Genomic DNA, 21994 nt, shown 5'->3' on the forward strand with positions numbered 1-21994 from the left:
CATAGGTGTGGGTCCGCGATCACGGGGGGCCACGGCGGGTCCGCGAACACGAGGGCCTGACGGATCGACAGCGAACTTCGAGGTGCGCACCTTGGCTTTCCAGATGCCGGACCGCGGCGGAGGCCCGACGGGGCCACGGATCAGAGCGGGACGACCGTCCCGGGGTGTCCGGACCCTGCTGATGACGCTGGGCGTGCTGGCCGTCCTCGGCATGGCGTTCACCATGTTCGCGGGCTTCTGGACGGACTGGCTCTGGTACCGGTCGGTGCACTACTCGTCCGTGTTCACGACCGTGCTCTGGACCAAGATCGGCCTTTTCTCCGTCTTCGGTCTGCTGATGGCGGTCGCGGTGGGGGTCAACATCTGGCTGGCGCACCGCCTGCGGCCCCCGCTGAGCGCCATGTCCATGGAGCAGCAGAGCCTCGACCGCTACCGGATGGGCATCGCGCCGTACAAGAGGTGGCTGCTGCTCGCCGTCACCGCGCTCGTCGGACTGATCGCCGGCGCCTCCGCGGCCGGCCAGTGGCAAACCTGGCTGATGTGGGTCAACGGCGTGCCCTTCCACCAGAAGGACCCCCAGTTCCACCTCGACGTCTCCTTCTACGCCTTCGACCTGCCCTGGTACCGCTTCCTGCTCGGCTTCGGCTTCGCCACCGCCATCCTGTGCCTGATCGCCGCCGCGCTCACGCACTACCTGTACGGCGGGCTGCGCGTCACCAGCCCCGGCGCGCGGGCCACCGCCGCCGCGACCGGGCATCTGTCGGTGCTGCTCGGCATCTTCGTCGCCCTGAAGGCGGTCGCCTACTGGCTCGACCGGTACGGCCTGGCCGTCAAGTCCAGCGACTTCAAGGCGACCGGCAACTGGACCGGCCTGCGCTACGTCGACGCCAACGCCTATCTGCCGGCGAAGACGATCCTGTTCTGCATCGCCGCCATCTGCGCGCTGCTGTTCTTCGCCACGCTGTGGCGGCGCACCTGGCAGCTCCCCGTCATCGGCTTCGGCCTGATGGTCCTCTCCGCGATCCTCATCGGCGGCCTGTACCCGGCGATCGTGCAGAAGTTCCAGGTCGAGCCCAACGAGCAGGCCAAGGAAGCGCCGTACGTCCAGAAGAACCTCAAGGCGACCCGCGAGGCGTACGGCATCGACGACACCAAGGTCACCGAGTACGCCGGCAAGTCCACGGCCTCGGACACGGCCTCGGACGCGACCAGGCTGCGGGCCGACGCGGACGACGCGGCGAGCATCCGGATCATGGACCCGAACATCGTCTCGCCGACGTTCCAGCAGGCGCAGCAGATGAAGAACTACTACGCCTTCCCGACCAACCTGGACGTCGACCGGTACCCCGCGAAGGACGGCACCGCCGCCAAGGAGCAGGACACGGTCATCGGGCTGCGCGAGCTGAACCTGGACGGAGTCCCGAAGAACAACTGGATCAACGACCACTTCCGCTACACGCACGGCTACGGCGTGGTCGCCGCCAAGGGCACCGAGGCCGATGACCAGGGCCAGCCGGTCTTCACCGAGTCCAACCTGCCGTCCAAGGGCGACCTCGGCACGTACCAACAGCGGGTCTACTACGGCGAGAAGACCAACACGTACTCCATCGTCGGCGGACCGCAGAAGGAGGTCGACTACTCGGCGGACAACGGCGACGAGAAGACCACCAGCTACACCGGCAAGAGCGGCGTCAACCTCGACAACCCGATCAACCGGGCCGCGTATGCGGTGGCGTTCAACGAGCCGCAGATCCTCTACTCCGGCGCGATCGGCAAGGGCTCGCGGATCCTGTACAACCGCACGCCCAAGGACCGCGTCGAGGCGGTCGCGCCCTGGCTGACCATCGACGGGGACGCCTATCCGGCGGTCGTGGACGGCCGTATCCAGTGGATCGTCGACGCGTACACGACGTCGAACGGCTACCCCTACTCCTCCCGTACGACCCTCGGGGACACGACGGCCGACTCGCTGACCGCCGCCAACAACAACCGCGCGGTGGTGGCCCAGCAGAACCAGGTCAACTACATCCGCAACTCGGTGAAGGCGACCGTCGACGCGTACACCGGCGAGGTCAGGCTCTACCAGTGGGACACCCAGGACCCGGTGCTGAAGACCTGGATGAAGGCCTTCCCCGGCACGGTGCAGCCGCGCAAGGCCATCTCCCAGGACCTGATGGGGCATCTGCGCTACCCGCAGGACCTGTTCAAGGTGCAGCGCGAGCTGCTCTCGCGGTACCACGTGACGGACGCGCAGACGTTCCTCAGCGGCAGCGAGGTGTGGCAGGTCCCCGATGACCCGACCAACGACTCGGGCAGCGCGGTGCCTCCGTACTACCTGAGCATGAAGATGCCGGACCAGAGCAAGCGGTCGTTCTCGCTGACGACGACGTTCACACCGAACGGACGTGACAACCTCAGCGCGTTCATGGCGGTCGACTCCGACCCGGGCACCAGTGACTACGGCAAGATCAGAATCCTGAAACTGCCGACCAGCACGACGGCCGACGGTCCCAAACAGGTGCAGAGCCAGTTCAACTCCCGGCCGGACATCGCGGAGACGATCAGCCTGCTCACCCGCGGGCATTCCAAGGTCGAGTACGGCAATCTGCTGACCGTGCCGCTCGACGGCGGACTGCTGTACGCGGAGCCGGTCTACGTCCTCGGCGGTAAGCTCAAGTACCCCTTGCTGGGCAAGGTGCTGGTCACCTACAACGGCAGGACGGCCTTCGAGAACACCCTGGACGAGGCGCTGAACAAGGTCTTCGGCGTGCAGGGGTCGACCACCCCGCCGAACACCGGCACCACCAGTCCGCCCACGTCCTCCAACCCGACCGTCCAACAGGCCCTGGACGAGGCCCAGAAGGCGTACGACGCAGGGCAGAAGGCCCTGCAGGCGCCGAACGGGCCGGACTGGTCCGCGTACGCCAAGGCCCAGAAGGACCTGAAGGACGCGCTGCAGCGGGCGCAGCAGGCGGAGGCCAAGGCCGGCCAGTCCGGCGGCGGCAAGAACGCGGACAAGGGCACCGGCGGAAAGGGCACTTGATCAAGGCCACTCCGCGCCGTGGTACGGTTGACATGCAACGGCGCGGGGTGGAGCAGCTCGGTAGCTCGCTGGGCTCATAACCCAGAGGTCGCAGGTTCAAATCCTGTCCCCGCTACTCCAGTCGAAGGCCCGGATCCCAAGGGATCCGGGCCTTCGTGGTGTGCGAACTCATGTGCTGAGGGGAGGGACGGCCGCGCCGCCGTGGGGAGTTGAGGGGGGTGTGTTTGACTTGTCGTCCTGTGGGCATGTCGACAAAACGCTGAAGTGACCTCACGGGCTGCGGTATACCGGGTGTACCCGGGGTGCAGGTGGTGCGACGATGGACGTTATGGGGGAGAAGGCAACTCTGTTCGAGTCAGGGCGATTTGTGCAGCCTTCCGATGAGGGACCGCCCCGTGACGAGCTGACCGACATGGGGGAAGCCGCCGAGGAGGTACGCCTCGGACTCGCCGCGCAGAGCGGCGACGCCGAGGCGGCGAGCGTCCTCGGAGCCATGCTGCTGCGCCGCGGCGACCTCGACGGAGCCGAACCCCATCTGCGGGCCGCCACCGCGGCCGGCGACCGGGCCGCCGCCAACAACCTGGGCGTCCTGCTGCACCAGCGCGGCTACCCCGAGGAGGCCGCCGGCTGGTGGCGCATCGCCGCCGTCGCCGGATCCGCCGCCGCAGCGCACGCGCTCGGCCGCTACCACCGTGAGCGCGGTGACGAGCCGGCGGCCGAGTACTGGCTGCGCCAGTCCGCCGAGCAGGGCCACGTCCTGGGCGCCTACGCGCTCGCCGACCTCCTGGAGCACCGCGGGGACGTCGGCGCCGAGCACTGGATGCGGGCCGCGGCCGAGCGCGGACACCGTGAGGCCGCCTACCGGCTGGCCCGCGCGCTCGACACCGCCGGGCGCGAGGACGAGGCCGGGGCCGACAACGCTGTCGCGGAGGCGGAACAGTGGTACCGGCAGGCCGCCGCGCGCGGCCACCGGCGTGCCGCGCTGCACCTCGGGGCGATCCTGGAGAAGCGCGGGGAACTGAAGGAGGCCGGGCGCTGGTACCTGACCTCCGCCAAGGACGGCGAGTCCCGGGCCGCCTGCGCGCTCGGCTTCCTGCTGCGCGACGCCGGGGACACCGAGAGCGCGGCCGTGTGGTGGCTGCGCGCCGCCCAGGAGGGCGACGGCAACGCGGCCAACGCGCTCGGCGCGCTGCACGCCGAGCGCGGCGAGACCCAGACCGCCGAGCGCTGGTACCGGGCGGCGCTGGACGCCGGTGACGACAACGGCGCCTACAACCTCGGGCTGCTCTGCGCCGAGCAGGGACGGACCGCGCAGGCCGAGCAGTGGTACCGGCGGGCCGCCTACGCCGGACACCGGGAGGCCGCCAACGCGCTCGCCATCCTGCTGCTCCAGGGCAGTGACACCACCGGCGCCGAGCCGTGGTTCTCCAAGGCCGCCGAGGCCGGCAGCGTGGACGCCGCGTTCAACCTCGGCATCCTCTACGCCGGACGCGGCGAGGAGACCACGGCGCTGCGCTGGTACGAGCGGGCGGCCGCCGCCGGGCACACCGAGGCCGCGCTCCAGGTCGGGATCGCCCGGCTGCGCGAGGGCGAGGAGCAGGAGGCCGAGCGGCATCTGCGGTGCGCGGCGGGCGGGGGCAGCGCGGAGGCGGCGTACCGGCTGGCGGCGCTGCTCGACGCGCGGCGGCCGCCGGAGCCGGCGCACGAGCTGGGCGAGACCGTGCACGAGAAGACCGAGTGCGAGGAGTGGTACGAGCGGGCGGCGACCCAGGGGCACCGGCGCGCGCAGGTGCGGGTCGGGATGCTCGCGGCGGCCCGGGGCGACGTGGTCGAGGCGGCGCGCTGGTACCGGGCGGCGGCGGAGGCCGGGTCGCGCAACGGCGCCTTCAACCTCGGGCTGCTGCTGGCGCGCGAGGGGAGCGAGCCGGAGGCCGCGGTGTGGTGGACGCGGGCGGCCGACGCCGGGCACGGCCGGGCGGCGCTGCGGCTGGCCCTGGTCTACGCGCGTCGGGGCGAGCTGGCGGAGGGGCAGAAGTGGGCCGACCGGGCCGTGGAGCTGGGGCCGGCGGAGGTTTCGGAGCGGGCGGGGCGGCTGCGGGACGCACTGCGGGAGGAACTCTCGGCGTGACGCTGCGCTGGGCTCCGGCGGACGATTTCCCACCCGCCCACCTGTCCGGGTCGGCTGTGAAGTGACCCCGGCCACGTCTCCGGTAACCGATTTGCTTCCGTCGACCTCCCTCACGTAATGTCGTGTTCACCGACGCGGGGTGGAGCAGCTCGGTAGCTCGCTGGGCTCATAACCCAGAGGTCGCAGGTTCAAATCCTGTCCCCGCTACTGAAGGCCGAGGGCCGGAATCCAGAGATGGGTTCCGGCCCTCGGTGTTTGTGCGCGCGTGTGCGATACGAAAAGAGCCCCGGCGGGTCGCCGGGGCTCCAGGGAAGCGGTGGGTTACGCCCGCGCGCAGTCCGGGCACAGCCCCCGGTAGGTCACCTCGACGTCCGACACCGTGAAGCCGAAGCGCTCGGTGTCGGGGAGGTCGGCGAGCGGGTTGCCCGTGGGGTGCACGTCACGGATCGCGCCGCACCGGGCGCAGACCAGGTGCTGATGCGGCCGGTGTGCGTTCGGGTCGTAGCGCTTGGCGCGTTTGTCCGTCGCGACTTCCAGCACCTCGCCGAGCGAGACCAGCTCGCCCAGCGTGTTGTAGACGGTCGCCCGGGAGATCTCGGGCAGCTTCGCGACAGCCCGTGCGTGGACCTCGTCGGCCGTCAGATGGACGTGCTCGCCGTCGAGGACCTCGGCCACGACGCGTCGCTGCGCGGTCATCCGCCATCCGCGTCCCCGCAGCCGTTCCAGAAGGTCGCTCATAGCCACCAGCCTAACAGCAAGGGGGACCAGGACGGGAATAGGTGTGAGTTTGGATCAGCGCTTGATTTGGATTTAGTCCAATGTAGGATCTGGACTGGCTTTGGCCGCAGGACAGGACTGGGACAGGAGTAGTCGGTAATGACGCAGGAGGCGCGCGTGACGCAGGGACCGCTCACCACGGAGGCCGGTGCCCCGATCGCGGACAACCAGAACAGCGAGACGGCGGGCGTCGGCGGACCGGTCCTCGTCCAGGACCAGCTCCTGCTGGAGAAGCTCGCCCACTTCAACCGGGAGCGCATTCCGGAGCGGGTCGTGCACGCGCGGGGTGCGGGCGCCTACGGCACCTTCACCGTCACCGCCGACGTCACGCCGTACACGCGTGCCGCCTTCCTCTCCGAGGTCGGCAAGGAGACCGAGGTCTTCCTGCGCTTCTCGACGGTGGCCGGCAACCTCGGCGCGGCGGACGCCGTCCGTGACCCGCGCGGCTTCGCGCTGAAGTTCTACACCGAGGAGGGCAACTACGACCTCGTCGGCAACAACACCCCGGTGTTCTTCATCCGGGACGCGATCAAGTTCCCGGACTTCATCCACACCCAGAAGCGCGACCCGTACACCGGCTCCACGGAAGCCGACAACGTGTGGGACTTCTGGTCGCTGTCGCCGGAGTCGACGCACCAGGTGACCTGGCTGTTCGGCGACCGCGGCATCCCGGCGTCGTACCGCCACATGGACGGCTTCGGCTCGCACACCTTCCAGTGGAACAACGCTGCGGGCGAGGTCTTCTGGGTCAAGTACCACTTCAAGACCGACCAGGGGATCAGGAACCTCACCGCGGAAGAGGCCGAGGTGCTCGCGGGCCGGGACCCCGACTCGCACCAGCGCGATCTGCGCGAGGCGATCGAGCGCGGGGAGTTCCCGAGCTGGACCGTGGGTGTGCAGATCATGCCGGCGGCCGACGCGGCGACGTACCGCTTCAACCCGTTCGACCTGACCAAGGTGTGGCCGCACGCGGACCACCCGGTCATCGAGATCGGCAGGCTGGAGCTGAACCGCAACCCGCGGAACGTCTTCGCCGAGGTCGAGCAGTCGGTCTTCAGCCCCGCCCACTTCGTGCCGGGCATCGGCCCCTCGCCCGACAGGATGCTCCAGGGCCGCCTCTTCGCGTACGGCGACGCGCACCGCTACCGCGTCGGCATCAACGCCGACCACCTGCCGGTGAACCGTCCGCACGCCACCGAGGCGCGCACCAACTCCCGGGACGGCCACCTCTACGACGGCCGGCACGGCGGGGCGAAGAACTACGAGCCGAACAGCTTCGGCGGGCCGCAGCAGACCGGCCGTCCGCTGTGGCAGCCGGTCCCCGTCGACGGCCCCACCGGCAACCACCCGACGCCGGTGCACGCCGAGGACGACGACTTCGTGCAGGCGGGCAACCTCTACCGGCTGATGTCGGAGGAGGAGCGGGAGCGCCTGGTCGCGAACCTGGCGGGTGCCATCTCGCAGGTCTCGCGCGAGGACATCGCCGAGCGGGCCATCGGCAACTTCCGCAATGCCGACGCCGGCTTCGGCAAGCGGCTGGAGGCGGCGGTGCAGGCGCTGCGCGGCTGAGCCGGTCGTAGTGGAGCCGGCCGTACCGAGTCAGTCGTACCGAGTCGGCCGTATCGAGTCGGCAGCACGACCGTGCTGCCGGGCGGGCCGGACCCCATGGTGCTCGGGGTCCGGCCCGTTCCGCTTGTGGCTCTCTGTCGCTCTGTCCCTCTCCGTCCCTTTCCGGTCGCTCAGAACGCCGGTGCGGGCTCGGGGGCCGGGGCCCAGCAGCGGATGATGTCGCGGACCGAGACGATGCCGGCCACCTCGCCGCGGTCGAGGACGACCAGATGCCGGAAGCCGCCGTGGGCCATGGCGCGTGCGGCCTGCTCCAGGGTCCAGGTCGGGGCGGCGAAGACGACGTCGGTGGTGGTGTGGGCGTGGGTGCGTTCCGTGTCGGGGTTCTGGCCGAGCCCGACGGAGTTGAGGATGTCGCGTTCGGTGACGATGCCGATGCCGCCGGCGTCCGGGTCGAGGACGACGGCGGCGCCGACGCGGCGGGCGGACATCAGGGCGGCTGCCTGGCGGAGGGTGTGGGCGGGGCCGACGGTGAGGATCACCGTGCTCATGGCGTCACGGACGAGCATGGATGGGGCCACCTCCTAGGAATCCAGTGCGCTAGTTCCTGGATTCACAAATTCACAAGTGGGGGTAGCCTCAGACTGACAGGTAAAGCGCGGGTCAACAAGGGGGCGCGCGAAGTCAGTTGAGGGCGTATCGGGAGTGCCCTCCCTGTTCAGCGGCGCGGGTTGAGATATCCCAGCAGCTCGTCGTGCAGCAGGCCGTTGGACGCCGCCGCGTTGCCGCTGTGCGGGCCCGAACGGCCGTCGAGGCCCGTGAAGGTGCCGCCGGCCTCGGTGACGATGATGGCGTTGGCGGCCATGTCCCAGAGCGACAGCTCCGGCTCCGCGCAGATGTCCACGCATCCCTCGGCGACCATCATGTACGGCCAGAAGTCGCCGTACGCGCGCGTGCGCCACACCTGGCGGGTGAGGTCGAGGAAGCCGTCGAGGCGGCCCTGCTCCTCCCAGCCGGAGAGGGAGGAGTAGGCGAACGACGCGTCCTCGAGCTTGCCGACGCCGGAGACATGGATACGGCTCGCGGAGGTCAGGCTGCGGCCGGTGAAGGCGCCGTGGCCCTTCGCGGCCCACCAGCGCCGGCCGATGGCGGGGGCGGAGACGAGGCCGACGACGGGCTGGTAGCCGCCCTCAGCCGCTTCCATCAGGGAGATCAGCGTCGCCCAGACGGGGACGCCGCGTACGTAGTTCTTGGTGCCGTCGATGGGGTCGATCACCCAGCGGCGGGGGCCGGAGCCCTCGCTGCCGTACTCCTCGCCGAGGACCGAGTCCCTCGGGCGGGCGCGCTGGAGCTGGCCGCGGATCAGTTCTTCCGCCGCCTTGTCCGCTTCGCTCACGGGGGTCATGTCCGGCTTCGTCTCGACCTTCAGGTCGAGGGCCTTGAAGCGGTCCATGGTGGCGGCGTCGGCGGCGTCCGCTAGGACGTGGGCGAGGCGCAGGTCGTCTAGGTAGTCCGGCATATATGGAACCGTATCTGCCGGGGTCGGTGGGGGCTAGCAGCGGCGGGCGGTGTCGGTGCACTGTGCTGCGGGTGGCCGTGCGCGCGGTGCTGCGGCCGGGCTGGTTCGTGCGCCGCCCCGGCGGCACGACTGCCCGCAGGCCGTGCGGATACGGCTGCCCGCAGCTCCCCGTACGGCAACCGGCCCCCTGGCCGAACCGCGCCCCGAGCCTCCGCGAACCCTTGACAGTGCATACAAGCGCGTCAAATCTGGGCGCAGAGCCGCTCCGCCCCCAGGGAGGCGATGATGCCTGCTGCCCGGGAGTCCCTGTTGGACGCCGCCTATACGGCCCTCGCGCGCCGGCCGTGGTCCGCGGTGCGGATGGTCGACGTGGCCGCGGCGGCCGGGGTGTCCCGGCAGACCCTGTACAACGAGTTCGGCAGCAAGGACGGGCTGGCCCGCGCGCTCGTGCGGCGGGAGGCCGACGGCTACCTCGCCGGAGTGGAGCGGGCCCTCGCCGGACCGGGCGAGGCGACGGAACGGCTCACCGCCGTCGCCGAATGGACCAGCTCCGCCGCGCGGGACAACGAGCTGGTACGGGCCATGCTCACCGGCTGCTGGGGCGAACGGCTGCCCGCCCCACCGCTCGCCGCCGTACCGTCCTCCTCCCCGGTGCCCGCGCAGCGCCGCGCCGACGGCCCGCTGCCCACGCCCCGCGACTTCGTACGCATCGTGCGGGACCGTGCGGTCATCGCGCTGACCGGCCCCGCGGCCGGCCCCACCGACACCGCCGAACTGGCCCGCCCCTGTGAACTGGCCGTACGCCTCGCCCTGTCCTGCGTCGCGGCACCGCCGGGGGAGAGCGGCACGGCCGAGCTGATCCGCGCGGTCTTCCCCCGCCAGCCGGTGTGATCCGCAGGTCTCAGTGACCGCAGATTTCAGTGATCCGCAGGGCCTCAGTGTTCCCAGCCACCAGTGATCGAGGCTCTCACCGAGCTCAGTACGGGCCGCCCCGGAAGTACCGGGCCCGGTACGGCCGGGCTCCGTCGCCGTGCTCGTGGGCCGCGTCGGACCGGTCCCCGGGAGCCGAACGCTCCGACAGCGCGCGCAGCCGCTCCAGGCCGGCCAGCACCTCGGTGCGGCGGCCGGACTCCTTCATCCACCGGGGCAGCCGCGGGAACATCGCCCTCGTGGCACCGGTGCCGCCCTCGCGCAACACGGCACCGGCATAGGCGGCCAGCGCGTCGACGTGCGCCACGTTGTAGGCCCACAGGACCCGGCTCGCACAACGGGTCTGCAGCCACAGGGGCCGCCGGAAGAACGGGTCCTCGGTCCCGCCGAGCTGCGCCGCGACCAGCCCGCCGCCCTGCACGGCCGCCGTCCACTCGGCGTGCGCGCCACACGCTGCACACGTGAGTCGACGAGGCCTGAACAACAGCTCGGAGTAGTACTCGAGGGCGGGCAGACCAGGGCGCGGGGCGACGTCCGCCCGGCCGCCGCAGCGGGGGCAGACCACCAGGATGCGGTCGGCGAACCGGGCCAGCCACTCTCCCTGGTCGCGGTGCCGGACGGGGCCGGTGTCCTGCTCGGAGTCCATGCCCGGGACCCTAGTGCGCCGACCCCGACAGCTGCAGTCCGATCACCCCGACGATCACCAGGCTGATCGAGACAATCTTCAGGGTGGACACCAGGTCGCCGAGGAAGACCATGCCGTAGATCGCGGTGCCGGCCGCGCCGATGCCGGTCCACACCGCGTAGGCCGGGCCCACGTCGAGCTTCTTCAGGGACAGGGTGAGGAGACCGAAGCTGCCGAGGGCGAACGAGGCGAAGGCGATGGTCGGCCAGAGCCGGGTGAACCCGTGCGAGAGCTTCAGGCACACGGCGAAACCGGTCTCCAGCATCCCGGCCACGATGACCAGCAGCCACGCCATGTGCGGTCCTCCCGTTGATCCGGATCTCCGGCTCGGTGCGATTATGCACTTACCGAACCCGGGCCCCGGCAAACAACGCAAGGCCGCTCAGTCGCCTTCCGTGCGCTCCCGCGTGGCCAGCAGACGGCGCAGCGAGTACAGGCGCGCCGGGTCCGCGTGGCCGTCCGCGACCCAGGCGTCCAGCGCGCAGTCCGGCTCGTCGTGGCTGCACGCGCGCGGACAGCCCTCCGTGCCGGGTTCGAGGTCCGGGAAGGCGTGGATCACCCGGGACGGGTCGATGTGCGCCAGGCCGAAGGAGCGGACCCCGGGGGTGTCGATGACCCAGCCCTCCGCGTCGGACAGGGGGAGCGCCAGGGCCGATGTGGTGGTGTGGCGGCCGCGGCCCGTCACCGCGTTGACGCGTCCCGTCACACGCCGCCGCTTCTCGGGGACCAGCGCGTTCACCAGCGTCGTCTTGCCGACGCCCGAGTGGCCCACGAACGCGGTGACCCTGCCGTCCAGGTACTCCCGCACCCGGTCCGCCGCGTCCCCGTTCTCCAGTTCCTCGCGGCTGGTGACGAGGTACGGGATGTCGAGGGCGCCGTACAGCTCCAGCAGCTTGTCCGGCGGAGCCAGGTCCGACTTGGTCATCACCAGCAGCGGCTCCAGGCCGCCGTCGAAGGCCGCGACCAGACAGCGGTCGATCAGACGCGGGCGCGGTTCCGGGTCGGCCAGGGCCGTGACGATCGCCAGCTGGTCGGCGTTGGCGACGACCACGCGCTCGTACGGGTCGTCGTCGTCGGCGGTGCGCCGCAGCACCGACGTGCGCTCCTCGATGCGGACGATCCGCGCGAGCGTGTCCTTCTTGCCGGTCAGGTCGCCGACCAGGGCCACCCGGTCCCCGACCACCGCCGCCTTGCGGCCCAGTTCACGGGCCTTCATCGCGAGCACGGTCCGGTCGTCGACCAGGCAGGTCAGCCGGCCGCGGTCGACCGTGAGGACCAGGCCCTCGGCGGCGTCCTCGTGCTTGGGCCGGATGTTCGTACGCGGCCGGGTGCCCCGGCGGCCGGGACGGCTGCGGATGTCGTCCTCGTCGGTGTGCTTGCCGTAGCGGCGCATGGCGTACGTCCCCTACTGCCCGAGCATCCCGGTCCACAGCTCGGGGAAGTCCGGCAGGGTCTTCGCCGTGGTCGCCACGTTCTCGATCCGCACGCCCTCGACGGCGAGACCGATGATCGCACCGGCGGTCGCCATGCGGTGGTCCTCGTAGGTGTGGAAGACGCCGCCGTGCAGCGGGCGCGGGCGGATGTGCAGGCCGTCGGCGGTCTCGGTGACGTCACCGCCGAGCTCGTTGATCTCCTTGGTGAGCGCGGCCAGCCGGTCCGTCTCGTGCAGCCGCAGATGGGCCACGCCCCGCAGGGTCGACGGGGAGTCCGCGAGGGCGGCGACGGCCGCGACGCCCGGGGTCAGCTCGCCGACGTCGCCCAGGTCGACGTCGATGCCGTGGATGGCGCCGGAACCGGTGAACACCAGCCCGAACTCGGTGAGTTCGCAGGATCCGCCCATCTCGGTGAAGATCTCCCGCAGCCGGTCACCCGGCTGCGTGGTGCGCTCCGGCCAGTCCGGGATCAGTACCTTGCCGCCGGTGACCAGGGCCGCCGCCAGGAACGGCTGGGCGTTGGACAGGTCCGGCTCGATCGTCAGGTCCCGGCCGAGCAGCGCGCCCGGCGTCACGCGCCACACGTTCGGCTCGCCGCCCGACTCCGGGGTGTCGACCTGGGCGCCGACCGCGCGCAGCATGTCGACGGTCATCCGGATGTGCGGCATGGAGGGCAGGGTCGCGCCGGTGTGGCGGACCTCGACGCCCTGGTTGAAGCGCGGTCCGGACAGGAGCAGGGCCGACACGAACTGCGACGAGGACGACGCGTCGATCGACACCGGGCCGCCGTCCAGGGCCCCGCCACCGTGCACGGTCAGCGGCAGCGCGCCCCGGCCGTCGTCGTCGATCCGGGCGCCGAGCTGCCGCAGCGCGTCGATCACCCCGTGCAGGGGACGCTCGTACGACCGCGGGTCGCCGTCGAACCGGATGGGGCCGTCGGCCAGCGCGGCCACCGGCGGCAGGAAGCGCATCACCGTGCCGGCGTTGCCGACGTCGACCGTGGCCGGGCCGCGCAGGCCCGTCGGCAGTACCCGCCAGGCCTCGCCGGTGCCGTCGGGGCCGACCCCTTCCTCGATCTCCACACCCATCGCACGCAGGGCACCGGCCATCAGCAGGGTGTCGCGGGAGCGCAGCGGGCGGCGCAGCCAGCCGGGCTCGGAGGCGAGGGCCGCCAGCACCAGGGCGCGGTTGGTGACCGACTTGGACCCGGGCACGTGGACCGTCGCGTCGACGGCTCCGCTCGCGTGCGGGGCGGGCCAGAGGGCGGTGTGTGCGGGGTTAACGGTCATGGCCCCACTTTAGTGGCTGGGGACGGCCGGGCCCCTGCACGCGGGGAGGCGCAGGCTCCACCGGTCCGCGGGGGTCGATCCGCCGCGTCTCTCCTGCGATTCCCCCGTCGTCGCGGCCGTGGCGACCTGCTTCAATGCCGACCGCGGGTACGGAGTCTCCAGTCGCGGATCCCGACGCGGGGTTCAGGGAAGGCACGGGGGCGAGCGTGGCCCGCCAGGGCCTTTCGTACGGCTCCCCGGGCGTCACACCTGAAGCAGCCAGCGGCCCCCGCCGATCAGCGAGGACAGCGACACCGCGTGGAACAGGAACAGCCACAGCCCCGCCGGTACGTGCGTCAGCCGCGACAGCTGGTCCGCGTCCGAGTCCCCGGCGCCACCCCGTGACCGCTTCAGCTGCAGCTCGAACGGCGGCCGTACCCCGCCGAACAGCAGGAACCACACCACCGCGTACGCGAACGCCGCCTGCACCTGGGGCCCGGTCAGCCACGACACCAGCAGGAAGGCACCCCCCGCCAGCACCACGGTCAGGACGCCGTACGCGTTGCGGATCATCACCAGCATCGCCACCAGCAGCGCCGTCGCCGCCCACAGCAGCAGCGTGATGCGGCCGGCCGCCAGCAGGGCGGCGCCGCCGAGACCCAGCAGCGAGGGGGCGGTGTACCCGGCCGCCGCCGTCAGGATCATGCCGAGCCCGTACGGCTTGCCCCGGCTGAGCGTGAGGCCGCTGGTGTCGGAGTGCAGCCGGATGCCGGTGAGCTGCCGGCCGGTGAGCAGCGCGATCAGACCGTGGCCGCCCTCGTGCGCGATGGTGATCGCGTTGCGGGATATCCGCCACAGGGTGTGCGGGACGACGACGGCGAGCGCGGCCGCCGAGGTGGCGAGCACCACCCACACGTCGGGATCGGACTGGGTACCGGTGAGCCGGTCCCAGAGGTCGGGCAGCGCGAGGGCGGCGAGGCTGTCCATGTCCGGCGAGGGCTCCCTGTCGTCGTACGGAGTCTGGCAGTGTGGCACGTACGTGCGGACGATATCTGAGACGCCGACGCGGCAGCGATCGTTCCTGACGGCAAACGTGCAGGTCACAGCGTTTCTCCGACCAGTGAACGCCGTGTTCCGGGCGATCTCCGGGACTTTGGTCGTCGCCTCGGAGCGCTCGTCTTCCTTGCGTAAGGTAGTGAAGACCCTGGGTTAGCGTTTCCGCAGGTCGGAGGGGCGGTTTCTTATGTGCGGACGGTATGCGTCGAGTCGTAGGCCCGAGGATCTCGCAGGAATCTTCGAGGTCGAGAAGTGGGAGCCCGAGGAGACCCTGGAGCCCGACTACAACGTGGCCCCGACCAAGGAGGTCTACGCCGTCCTGGACCGCCCCCTGAAGGACGCGGCCGAGCCGCGGCCGGTTCGGCAGCTGCGCAAGCTGAAGTGGGGACTGGTGCCGTCCTGGGCGAAGACTCCCGAGGGCGGCGCCCGGATGATCAACGCGCGCGCCGAGACCGTGCACGAGAAGCCCGCCTACCGCCGCGCCTTCGCCGCCCGGCGCTGCATCATCCCCGCCGACGGCTACTACGAGTGGGTCACCGGCGAGCAGGAGCGCGACCTGGAGGTCGAGGGCAGGAAGAAGCGGCCGCGCAAACAGCCGTACTTCGTGCTGCCGGCCGACGGCTCGGTGTTCGCGATGGCCGGGCTGTACGAGTTCTGGCGCGACCGGACCCTGCCCGACGACCACCCGCAGGCCTGGTGGGTCACCTGCTCGGTGATCACCACGGAGGCCGAGAGGACCCCGCTGGCCGTGGCCCCCGCCGACGGCCCGCACTCCCTGGTCGACATCCACCCCCGGATGCCGCTGATGCTCACCCCGGACCGCTGGGACGCCTGGCTCGACCCGGGCCGCACCGACCCCGACGGCCTGCGCGAGCTGCTGGCGCCGCCCCCGCCCGGCCTGATGCGCGCCTACCCGGTCTCCACGGCCGTCAGCAACGTCCGCAACAACGGCCCGGAGCTGCTGAAGGAGCTCGAGGCGCCGGAAGAGGGCACACTCTTCTAGCGTGATCGAGATTGTCGAGACCGACGCCGGGACCGCACGCATCACCTGGCACAGGGCGAAGCGGGCCCGGCTGGTGCTGGCCGTGAGCCACGGCGCGGGCGGTGGCATCGAGGCACGGGACCTCCAGGCGCTCGCCCGGGTGCTCCCCGAGCACGGCGTGACCGTGGCCCTCGTGGAGCAGCCCTGGCGCGTCGCCGGGAAGAAGGTCGCCCCCGCGCCGAAGACCCTGGACACCGGCTGGCGCGGCATCTGGCCCGCGCTGTCCGGGATGGAGCTGCCGGTGGTCTCCGGCGGCCGCAGCGCCGGGGCCCGGGTCGCCTGCCGTACGGCGGCCGAGCTGGGCGCACACGCCGTACTCGCGCTCAGCTTCCCGCTGCACCCGCCGGGCAAGCCCGAGAAGTCCCGCGCCGGGGAGCTGCTCGGGTCCGGCGTGCCCACGCTGGTCGTGCAGGGCGGCAACGACCCCTTCGGCAGGCCGCAGGAGTTCCCCGAAGGCGGCTTCGGGCTCATCGAGGTGCCGTACGGGGATCACGGGTTCGCGATCCCCAAGCGCGCGGAGATCACCGAGGAGCGGGCCCTGGAGATCATCACCGACGGTGTCGTGGAGTGGCTCGGGTCACTCGGGTGACGGCCGGGAATGCCCCGCGCCGGACCGCTGTTGTGGCGGACAGAAGTGCTGAGGCCTCGGCACCGACGTCGTAGGAGAGGAAGTCCGCCGCATGGGTTCGACCATCTGCCCGAGCCACAAGCGCAGCGCTGACCTGGACTGGACGGTGCTGCACGCGGCCAAGACCGCTCCTATTCGAGGGGCGGCAGGCACGGGTCGTGTTCTATCCTCCGAAACGAGTGGGACCGGTCTCGGTCCTGCCCGGGATCTTGAGGAGGTGGGTCCGGTCACCGGTACCGACGCAGGGACCGACAACGGCCAGGCGGAGCAGCCCGAGGGCCAGGGCGTGAGCGCGGAGGCGATTTCCGAGTCCACCGCCGAGCGCAGTGCGCGCTTCGAGCGGGACGCGCTCGAGTTCCTCGACCAGATGTACTCGGCCGCGCTGCGCATGACGCGCAACCCGGCCGACGCCGAGGACCTGGTGCAGGAGACCTATGCCAAGGCGTACGCGTCCTTCCACCAGTTCCGCGAGGGCACCAACCTCAAGGCGTGGCTGTACCGGATCCTCACCAACACCTTCATCAACTCCTACCGCAAGAAGCAGCGCGAGCCGCAGCGCTCCGCCGCGGAGGAGATCGAGGACTGGCAGCTCGCCCGCGCCGAGTCGCACATGTCGACGGGTCTGCGCTCCGCCGAGTCGCAGGCGCTCGACCACCTGCCCGACTCGGACGTGAAGGAAGCGCTGCAGGCGATCCCCGAGGAGTTCCGCATCGCCGTCTACCTCGCGGACGTAGAGGGCTTTGCGTACAAGGAGATCGCGGACATCATGGGGACACCCATCGGTACGGTGATGTCCCGGCTGCACCGGGGCCGCCGTCAACTGCGCGGCATGCTGGAGGACTACGCCCGTGACCGCGGGCTGGTCCCGGCGGGCGCCGGAGAGTCGAACGAAGCGAAAGGCTCGGGCTCATGAGCTGCGGAGAGCCGCACGAGACGGACTGCAGTGAGGTCCTCGACCATCTGTACGAGTTCCTCGACAGCGAGATGCCGGAAGTCGATCGCGACAAGTTCCAGCACCACTTCGAGGAATGCTCTCCGTGCCTGGAGAAGTACGGCCTGGAGCAGGCCGTGAAGAAGCTGGTCAAGCGGTGCTGCGGGCACGACGACGTACCCGCGGACCTGCGCGCCAAGGTCATGGGACGGATCGACCTGATCCGCTCCGGCCAGGCCGTGCCCGAGCACGACGTGACCGCCACCCCGCAGGAGAGCTGACCGCCATCGGCCGGCTTGTCACCCGAACGTGCTAATCCTCAGGTCGTAGACCCCGCACCCCCCGATCCCCGCCCTAGGCTCCGAGCCCGGGCAGGCACGGTCGGGGAGGGGAGCGATGGAGGCGGTACCGGCGAGAGCACGCGGCTGGGTGGCCGCCGTCGCCCTGCTGGCGCTGCTCTGCCTCCTGCCGCTGCCGACGATACGCACCCCCTGGTGGGCGCTCGGCCTGCTCTCCGCTCTCTACGCCGCCTGTGAACACGTCGTGCGCCGGCGCTTCGGCGGCACCTTCTACCCCGTGCTGCTCGCCGGGGCGTTCCTGCTGCCCCCGCCGGCCGCCGCCCTGGTCCCGCTGCCCGCGGCCCTGCTCTCGCCGGTCGAAGGGGCCGGGCACCGGCCCGCGCCGCTCCGGCGCGTCTGGCGGGCCGCGCGGCCCGCGCTCGCCGTGTGGGGCGCCGCCCGGATGCACTGGGCGCTCGGCGGCCGGGACGCGGTCGTCGCCTCCGACTTCCCGTACGCGCTGCTGCCCGCCGGCGCTGCCATCCTCGCCTTCTGCCTGATCCTCACCGTCCTCGACGGCGGCACCCGCGCCGTCGCCCTGGGCATCCCGCTGCGCCGGGCCTGGCGCGGGCTGCTGTCCCGCTGCCTCGCGCCGGTCGCGGTGCACGGACTCGCCGGGCTGATGATGGCCGTGCTGTGGCGCAGCCCGTACGGCCCGGTCGCCGCGCTGCTCGTGCTGCTGCCGATGTGCGTGTCCTGGTGGGTCTTCGCCCAGTACCACCGCGAACGCGCCGCCCACCAGGCCACCATCCGCGCCCTGGTGCAGGCGGTCGACATCAAGGACGGCTACACCCGCGGTCACAGCGAACGCGTCGGCCAGGCCTCCGTGATGATCGCCCGCGAACTCGGCATGGACGACGACCGAGTCGAGGTGCTGCGCTTCGCCGGCATCCTGCACGACGTCGGCAAGCTCGGCGTCCCGACGAGGCTGCTGCGCAAGGACGGCCCGCTGACCCCCGAGGAACGCCGGATCATCGAACTGCACCCCGAGTACGGCCATGAGATGGTCCGCGGGATCTCCTTCCTCGGCGAGGCCCGCGCCGCGATCCTGCACCACCACGAACGCCTCGACGGCAGCGGCTACCCGTACGGCCTCCTCGGCAACCGGATCCCCGAGTGCGCCCGCGTCGTCGCCGTCGCCGACGCCTTCGACGCGATGACCTCGACCCGCTCCTACCGCCGGGCCCGCCCCGTCGAGGCCGCCGTCGCCGAGCTGGAGGCCTGCGCCGGTACGCAGTTCGACCCGCGCATGGTGGCCGCGCTCGCCCGCGCGCTGGGCCGCTACGGCTGGCATCCCACGGTCACGTCCGAGGACACCGGGACGCCGAAGGAGAGCCAGGGCCGGGCGCCGGTCATCGGGACACCCCGGTGACCGCCCTGCGGATCGTCCACGGCGCCGCCGCCCTCGCCGCGGCCGGCTCCCTCGCCGTCACCCTGTGGACCGGGCTCGACGAACGGGGCGTCGCCCTCGCCTTCGGGGTGCTCACAGCCGTCGGTGAGCTGACCCGCTGGAGCGGCGCCCCGGTACGGCAGGCCGCCCCCCTCGCCACCGCAGGCTCGCTGTCGTACGCCCTGCTCGCAGCGGTGGCCGGACGGCCCACGCACCACGACGCGGCGCAGGTCGTCACCGTGGTCCTCGCCGCCGCCCTGCTCGGCGCCGTCCCGCACATCTGGCACGGACGCACCCCCACCCTCGACCATCTGGCCCGCCGCGTCCTCACCGTCGGCTTCGCCGCCGTCTGCTTCCAACCCCTCTACAACAAGGGCGTGTTCACCTCCTGGAGCGGCCCCGAACACGCGCTGCTCCTGGTCGCCCTGCTCTGCCTCACCGCCCTGTGCGACGCCGTCCTGGCCGCCGCTCTCGCCCACTCCCGCACCCGCTGGCCGTTCGGCCCGTGCCTGCGCGAGGAGCTGCGCGGGCTGCTCGGCATCGGCTCCGCCGTCTGCGCGACCGGCGCGGTGATGGCGCTCGGGGTCGCCGTCGCCGGGCTGTGGGCGCTGCCCGTGTTCTGCCTGCCCCTGCTGCTCACCCAGTTGTCCCTGCGCCGGTACGCGGCCGTCCGCGCCACCTACCGGCAGACCATCGCCTCCCTCGCCCGCGCCACCGAGATCGCCGGCTGCACCCCGGCCGGGCACGCCCGCAGCGTGGCCGCGCTCAGCCTCGCCGTCGGCCGGGATCTCGGCCTGACCGGGGACGAACTGACCGTCCTGGAGTACGCGGCCCTCATGCACGACATCGGCCAGCTCAGCCTGGTCGACCCGGTCCCGGCCGGCGCCACCGCCGGCCTGCCCGCCGCCGAGCAGCGGCGCATCGCGCTGCTCGGCGGGGCCGTCGTGCGGCAGACCGGTGTGTCCGCGGACGTCGCCGTGGTGGTGGAACAGCAGGCGGAACCCTGGCGTGAACAGCCCGTCGCCGCCCGGATCGTCCGGGCCGTGAACGCCTACGAGGAGAAGACCCGGGACGCCGGCCCCGAGGGACCCCTGCGGGCGCTGGAGGAGCTGCGTCTCGGCACCGCCGGTGACTACGATCCGGAGGTGGTGGAGTCCCTGTCCCGGGTCCTGGCCCGGCCGCGGACCTGGTGGGAGAGGGCGCCGGTGGGGGGCGACGGGAGACGCACGGCACTGTCTGACCCCGCTCCCGGCTGGGTAACCCATGGGTAATGAGCGCCTTTCCCACCGTACGTGGTTGGATGCGAGGGAGAGGGTGTCCGGGGGCACAAGCCAGCCCATGGTGCGGAACTGGAACTGGCAGGCGGGAATCGTGAGGATCTTCGGAAAGGGACGGCACCGGCCCTCCGCCTCCTGGCGGCAGGCCACCGACCGCGCGTTCACGCTGATCGGCGACGGCCGGTACGAGGACGCGGGCGAGCTGCTGACACGGGCCGCCGATCTGGAGCCCTGGCTGTCGGAGTCCTGGTTCAACCTCGCCCTGCTGCACAAGTTCCGGCACGACTGGGAGCAGGCCCGCGCCGCCGGTCTGCGGGCGGTCGCGCTGCTGGACCGGGAGGCCGGGGCGCCCGACTGGTGGAACGTCGGCATCGCCGCCACCGCCCTGCAGGACTGGCCGCTGGCCCGCCGCGCCTGGCAGGCGTACGGGCTGAAGGTGCCCGGCGGGGCCGCCGTGGCCGGGGAACCGGTCGGCATGGAGCTGGGCAGCGCGGCCGTACGGCTCTCCCCGGAGGGCGAGGCCGAGGTGGTGTGGGGCCGCAGGCTGGACCCGGCGCGGATCGAGGTGCTGTCCATCCCGCTTCCCTCGTCCGGGCGGCGCTGGGGCGAGGTCGTGCTGCACGACGGGGTCCCGCACGGCGAGCGCACGACGTCCACCGGCCATGCCTACCCGGTCTTCGACGAGATCGAGCTGTGGGCGCCCTCACCCGTTCCGACCTGGGTGGTGCTGCTGGAGGCGGCCACGGAGGCGGACCGGGACGCGCTGGAGCAGCTGGCCGCCGACGCGGGGTTCGCCGCGGAGGACTGGTCCTCCTCGGTGCGGCTGCTGTGCCGGATGTGCTCGGAGTCGCGGATGCCGTCGGACGAGGGCGAGGGCGAGCATCTGGACCCGCACGACCACAGTGAGCCCGGTCATCCCGGGCCGCTGGGGCATCGGACGGACGGGCAGCTGTGGGTGCCGGAGCGGGAGTGCGGGGTGTCGGCGCCGGCTTCGCTGGTGCGGGGGTTGCTGGACGGGTGGGTCGCGGACAGCCCGGACTCCAGGGACTGGCGGGACCTGGAAGAGGTTTGCTGAGCCGCCGACGACCTGCCGCCTTTAGGCTGTACCCGAGACTTTTCCCAGGTTTGCAGGAAGGCGTACGTCGGTCATGGCGCAGCAGGACACCGATCAGCAGCACGCGGGCGTGCTCCCCGTCGACGAGGAGGGGTACGTCGTCGACACGGAGGACTGTGAGGAGCGCGAGAAGGCCTGGCGGGAGCGCGGGACCTCGCGGCCGATCACGGTCGTCGGCAACCCGGTGCTGCACAAGGAGTGCAAGGACGTCACCGAGTTCGGCGAGGAGCTGCAGCAGCTCGTCGCCGACATGTTCGCCAGCCAGCGGACCGCCGAGGGCGTGGGTCTGGCCGCCAACCAGATCGGTGTCGACCTGAAGGTCTTCGTGTACGACTGCCCCGACGACGAGGGCGTCCGGCACGTCGGGGTGGTCTGCAACCCCAGGCTCGTCGAGCTGCCCGCGGACAGGCGCCGCCTGGACGACAGCAACGAGGGCTGCCTGTCCGTGCCGACGGCGTACGCGCCGCTCGCCCGGCCCGACTACGCCGAGGTGACCGGCCAGGACGAGCGGGGCAACCCGGTCAAGGTCCGCGGCACCGGCTACTTCGCACGGTGTTTGCAGCACGAGACCGACCACCTCTACGGCTATCTGTACATCGACCGGCTGTCCAAGCGGGACCGCAAGGACGCGCTGCGGCAGATGGCCGAGAACGAGCCACGTTATCCGGTGGTCGCGAACGACTAGTCGGCAGCGGGACCTTGGGGCGCCCCGCCGGGATCGCTCCCGGTCGGGCGCCCTTTGCATGACCTCGTCCGGATCGTCAGTGCGTCGTACAACCGATCGCTTCTATCTTCCGGGTGATCCTTAATCGGTCACGCAAGGGGGGATTCTCAGCATCCTGGGGTAGTGAGTGAAGCAAATCCGTTCC

At 71.6% G+C, this 21994-nt stretch carries 20 protein-coding genes and 2 tRNA genes; 14 read left to right on the forward strand and 8 right to left on the reverse strand.

Annotated features, from left to right (window positions below; translation table 11 throughout):
- Positions 1 to 103: 103 nt before the first annotated feature.
- The 4 genes from LMU33_RS28080 (at position 104) to LMU33_RS28095 (ending at position 5378) form a co-directional block, all read left to right on the forward strand.
- Complete coding sequence (locus LMU33_RS28080) at positions 104 to 3043, forward strand: UPF0182 family membrane protein (RefSeq protein WP_228623482.1); 2940 nt, start codon at positions 104 to 106, stop codon at positions 3041 to 3043.
- Between the two features lie 41 nt (positions 3044 to 3084).
- Positions 3085 to 3158 (forward strand) — tRNA-Met (locus LMU33_RS28085).
- Positions 3159 to 3362: 204 nt separating this feature from the next.
- Positions 3363 to 5171, forward strand: coding sequence for a tetratricopeptide repeat protein (locus LMU33_RS28090; RefSeq protein ID WP_228623406.1), 1809 nt, complete (start codon positions 3363 to 3365; stop codon positions 5169 to 5171).
- Positions 5172 to 5304: 133 nt separating this feature from the next.
- Positions 5305 to 5378, forward strand: a tRNA-Met gene (locus LMU33_RS28095).
- 114 nt (positions 5379 to 5492) lie between these two features.
- Here the strand turns inward: LMU33_RS28095 and LMU33_RS28100 are convergent.
- Positions 5493 to 5909: a Fur family transcriptional regulator gene (locus LMU33_RS28100; protein WP_228623407.1), complete on the reverse strand. Its 417-nt coding sequence runs from the start codon at positions 5907 to 5909 to the stop codon at positions 5493 to 5495.
- A gap of 156 nt (positions 5910 to 6065) precedes the next feature.
- Here LMU33_RS28100 and LMU33_RS28105 point away from each other — a divergent pair, with 156 nt between their 5' ends.
- Positions 6066 to 7517 (forward strand): catalase, encoded by a 1452-nt coding sequence (locus LMU33_RS28105; RefSeq protein ID WP_228623408.1) that lies wholly within the window; start codon positions 6066 to 6068, stop codon positions 7515 to 7517.
- A gap of 170 nt (positions 7518 to 7687) precedes the next feature.
- Here LMU33_RS28105 and LMU33_RS28110 read toward each other — a convergent pair whose 3' ends face one another.
- The gene (locus LMU33_RS28110) at positions 7688 to 8083 is read right to left on the reverse strand and encodes a CBS domain-containing protein (RefSeq protein ID WP_228623409.1); all 396 of its coding nucleotides are present in this window, start codon (positions 8081 to 8083) and stop codon (positions 7688 to 7690) included.
- Between the two features lie 149 nt (positions 8084 to 8232).
- Positions 8233 to 9033 carry a histidinol-phosphatase gene (gene hisN, locus LMU33_RS28115; protein WP_228623410.1) on the reverse strand — a complete coding sequence of 267 codons (801 nt, stop codon included), beginning with the start codon at positions 9031 to 9033 and terminating at the stop codon, positions 8233 to 8235.
- A 282-nt stretch (positions 9034 to 9315) separates the two neighbouring features.
- Here hisN and LMU33_RS28120 point away from each other — a divergent pair, with 282 nt between their 5' ends.
- Positions 9316 to 9924, forward strand: coding sequence for a TetR/AcrR family transcriptional regulator (locus LMU33_RS28120; protein ID WP_228623411.1), 609 nt, complete (start codon positions 9316 to 9318; stop codon positions 9922 to 9924).
- Between the two features lie 85 nt (positions 9925 to 10009).
- On the opposite strand, the gene LMU33_RS28125 is transcribed toward LMU33_RS28120, so the two are convergent.
- From LMU33_RS28125 to LMU33_RS28145, 5 genes are all read right to left on the reverse strand, one after another.
- Positions 10010 to 10609 carry a hypothetical protein gene (locus LMU33_RS28125; protein WP_228623412.1) on the reverse strand — a complete coding sequence of 200 codons (600 nt, stop codon included), beginning with the start codon at positions 10607 to 10609 and terminating at the stop codon, positions 10010 to 10012.
- A gap of 10 nt (positions 10610 to 10619) precedes the next feature.
- The gene (locus LMU33_RS28130) at positions 10620 to 10943 is read right to left on the reverse strand and encodes a DMT family transporter (RefSeq protein WP_228623413.1); all 324 of its coding nucleotides are present in this window, start codon (positions 10941 to 10943) and stop codon (positions 10620 to 10622) included.
- Between the two features lie 87 nt (positions 10944 to 11030).
- Positions 11031 to 12041, reverse strand: a complete 1011-nt coding sequence (rsgA, locus tag LMU33_RS28135; RefSeq protein WP_228623414.1) for a ribosome small subunit-dependent GTPase A — start codon at positions 12039 to 12041, stop codon at positions 11031 to 11033.
- A gap of 12 nt (positions 12042 to 12053) precedes the next feature.
- Positions 12054 to 13370, reverse strand: coding sequence for a 3-phosphoshikimate 1-carboxyvinyltransferase (gene aroA, locus LMU33_RS28140; RefSeq protein ID WP_228623415.1), 1317 nt, complete (start codon positions 13368 to 13370; stop codon positions 12054 to 12056).
- Positions 13371 to 13613: 243 nt separating this feature from the next.
- Positions 13614 to 14336: a M50 family metallopeptidase gene (locus LMU33_RS28145; RefSeq protein ID WP_228623416.1), complete on the reverse strand. Its 723-nt coding sequence runs from the start codon at positions 14334 to 14336 to the stop codon at positions 13614 to 13616.
- A gap of 256 nt (positions 14337 to 14592) precedes the next feature.
- Between LMU33_RS28145 and LMU33_RS28150 the strand changes: the two genes are divergently transcribed.
- From LMU33_RS28150 to def, 8 genes are all read left to right on the forward strand, one after another.
- Positions 14593 to 15408 carry an SOS response-associated peptidase gene (locus LMU33_RS28150; protein WP_228623417.1) on the forward strand — a complete coding sequence of 272 codons (816 nt, stop codon included), beginning with the start codon at positions 14593 to 14595 and terminating at the stop codon, positions 15406 to 15408.
- A gap of 1 nt (position 15409) precedes the next feature.
- Positions 15410 to 16036 (forward strand): alpha/beta hydrolase family protein, encoded by a 627-nt coding sequence (locus LMU33_RS28155; RefSeq protein WP_228623418.1) that lies wholly within the window; start codon positions 15410 to 15412, stop codon positions 16034 to 16036.
- A gap of 256 nt (positions 16037 to 16292) precedes the next feature.
- Positions 16293 to 16988: an RNA polymerase sigma factor SigR gene (gene sigR, locus LMU33_RS28160; RefSeq protein ID WP_228623419.1), complete on the forward strand. Its 696-nt coding sequence runs from the start codon at positions 16293 to 16295 to the stop codon at positions 16986 to 16988.
- On the forward strand, positions 16985 to 17287 hold the full coding sequence (gene rsrA / locus LMU33_RS28165; RefSeq protein WP_228623420.1) for a mycothiol system anti-sigma-R factor: 303 nt from the start codon (positions 16985 to 16987) through the stop codon (positions 17285 to 17287). The genes sigR and rsrA overlap by 4 nt, the downstream gene beginning before the upstream one ends.
- 115 nt (positions 17288 to 17402) lie before the next feature.
- The gene (locus LMU33_RS28170; protein ID WP_228623421.1) at positions 17403 to 18716 is read left to right on the forward strand and encodes an HD-GYP domain-containing protein; all 1314 of its coding nucleotides are present in this window, start codon (positions 17403 to 17405) and stop codon (positions 18714 to 18716) included.
- Positions 18713 to 20005 (forward strand): HD domain-containing protein, encoded by a 1293-nt coding sequence (locus LMU33_RS28175; RefSeq protein ID WP_228623422.1) that lies wholly within the window; start codon positions 18713 to 18715, stop codon positions 20003 to 20005. Before LMU33_RS28170 ends, LMU33_RS28175 begins: the two co-directional genes overlap by 4 nt.
- Before the next feature lie 100 nt (positions 20006 to 20105).
- Positions 20106 to 21086 carry a hypothetical protein gene (locus LMU33_RS28180; RefSeq protein ID WP_228623423.1) on the forward strand — a complete coding sequence of 327 codons (981 nt, stop codon included), beginning with the start codon at positions 20106 to 20108 and terminating at the stop codon, positions 21084 to 21086.
- Between the two features lie 73 nt (positions 21087 to 21159).
- The gene (gene def, locus LMU33_RS28185) at positions 21160 to 21810 is read left to right on the forward strand and encodes a peptide deformylase (protein WP_228623424.1); all 651 of its coding nucleotides are present in this window, start codon (positions 21160 to 21162) and stop codon (positions 21808 to 21810) included.
- Positions 21811 to 21994 lie beyond the last annotated feature (184 nt).

The organism is Streptomyces barringtoniae, from assembly GCF_020819595.1.
In the GTDB taxonomy this organism is placed as follows: domain Bacteria; phylum Actinomycetota; class Actinomycetes; order Streptomycetales; family Streptomycetaceae; genus Streptomyces; species Streptomyces barringtoniae.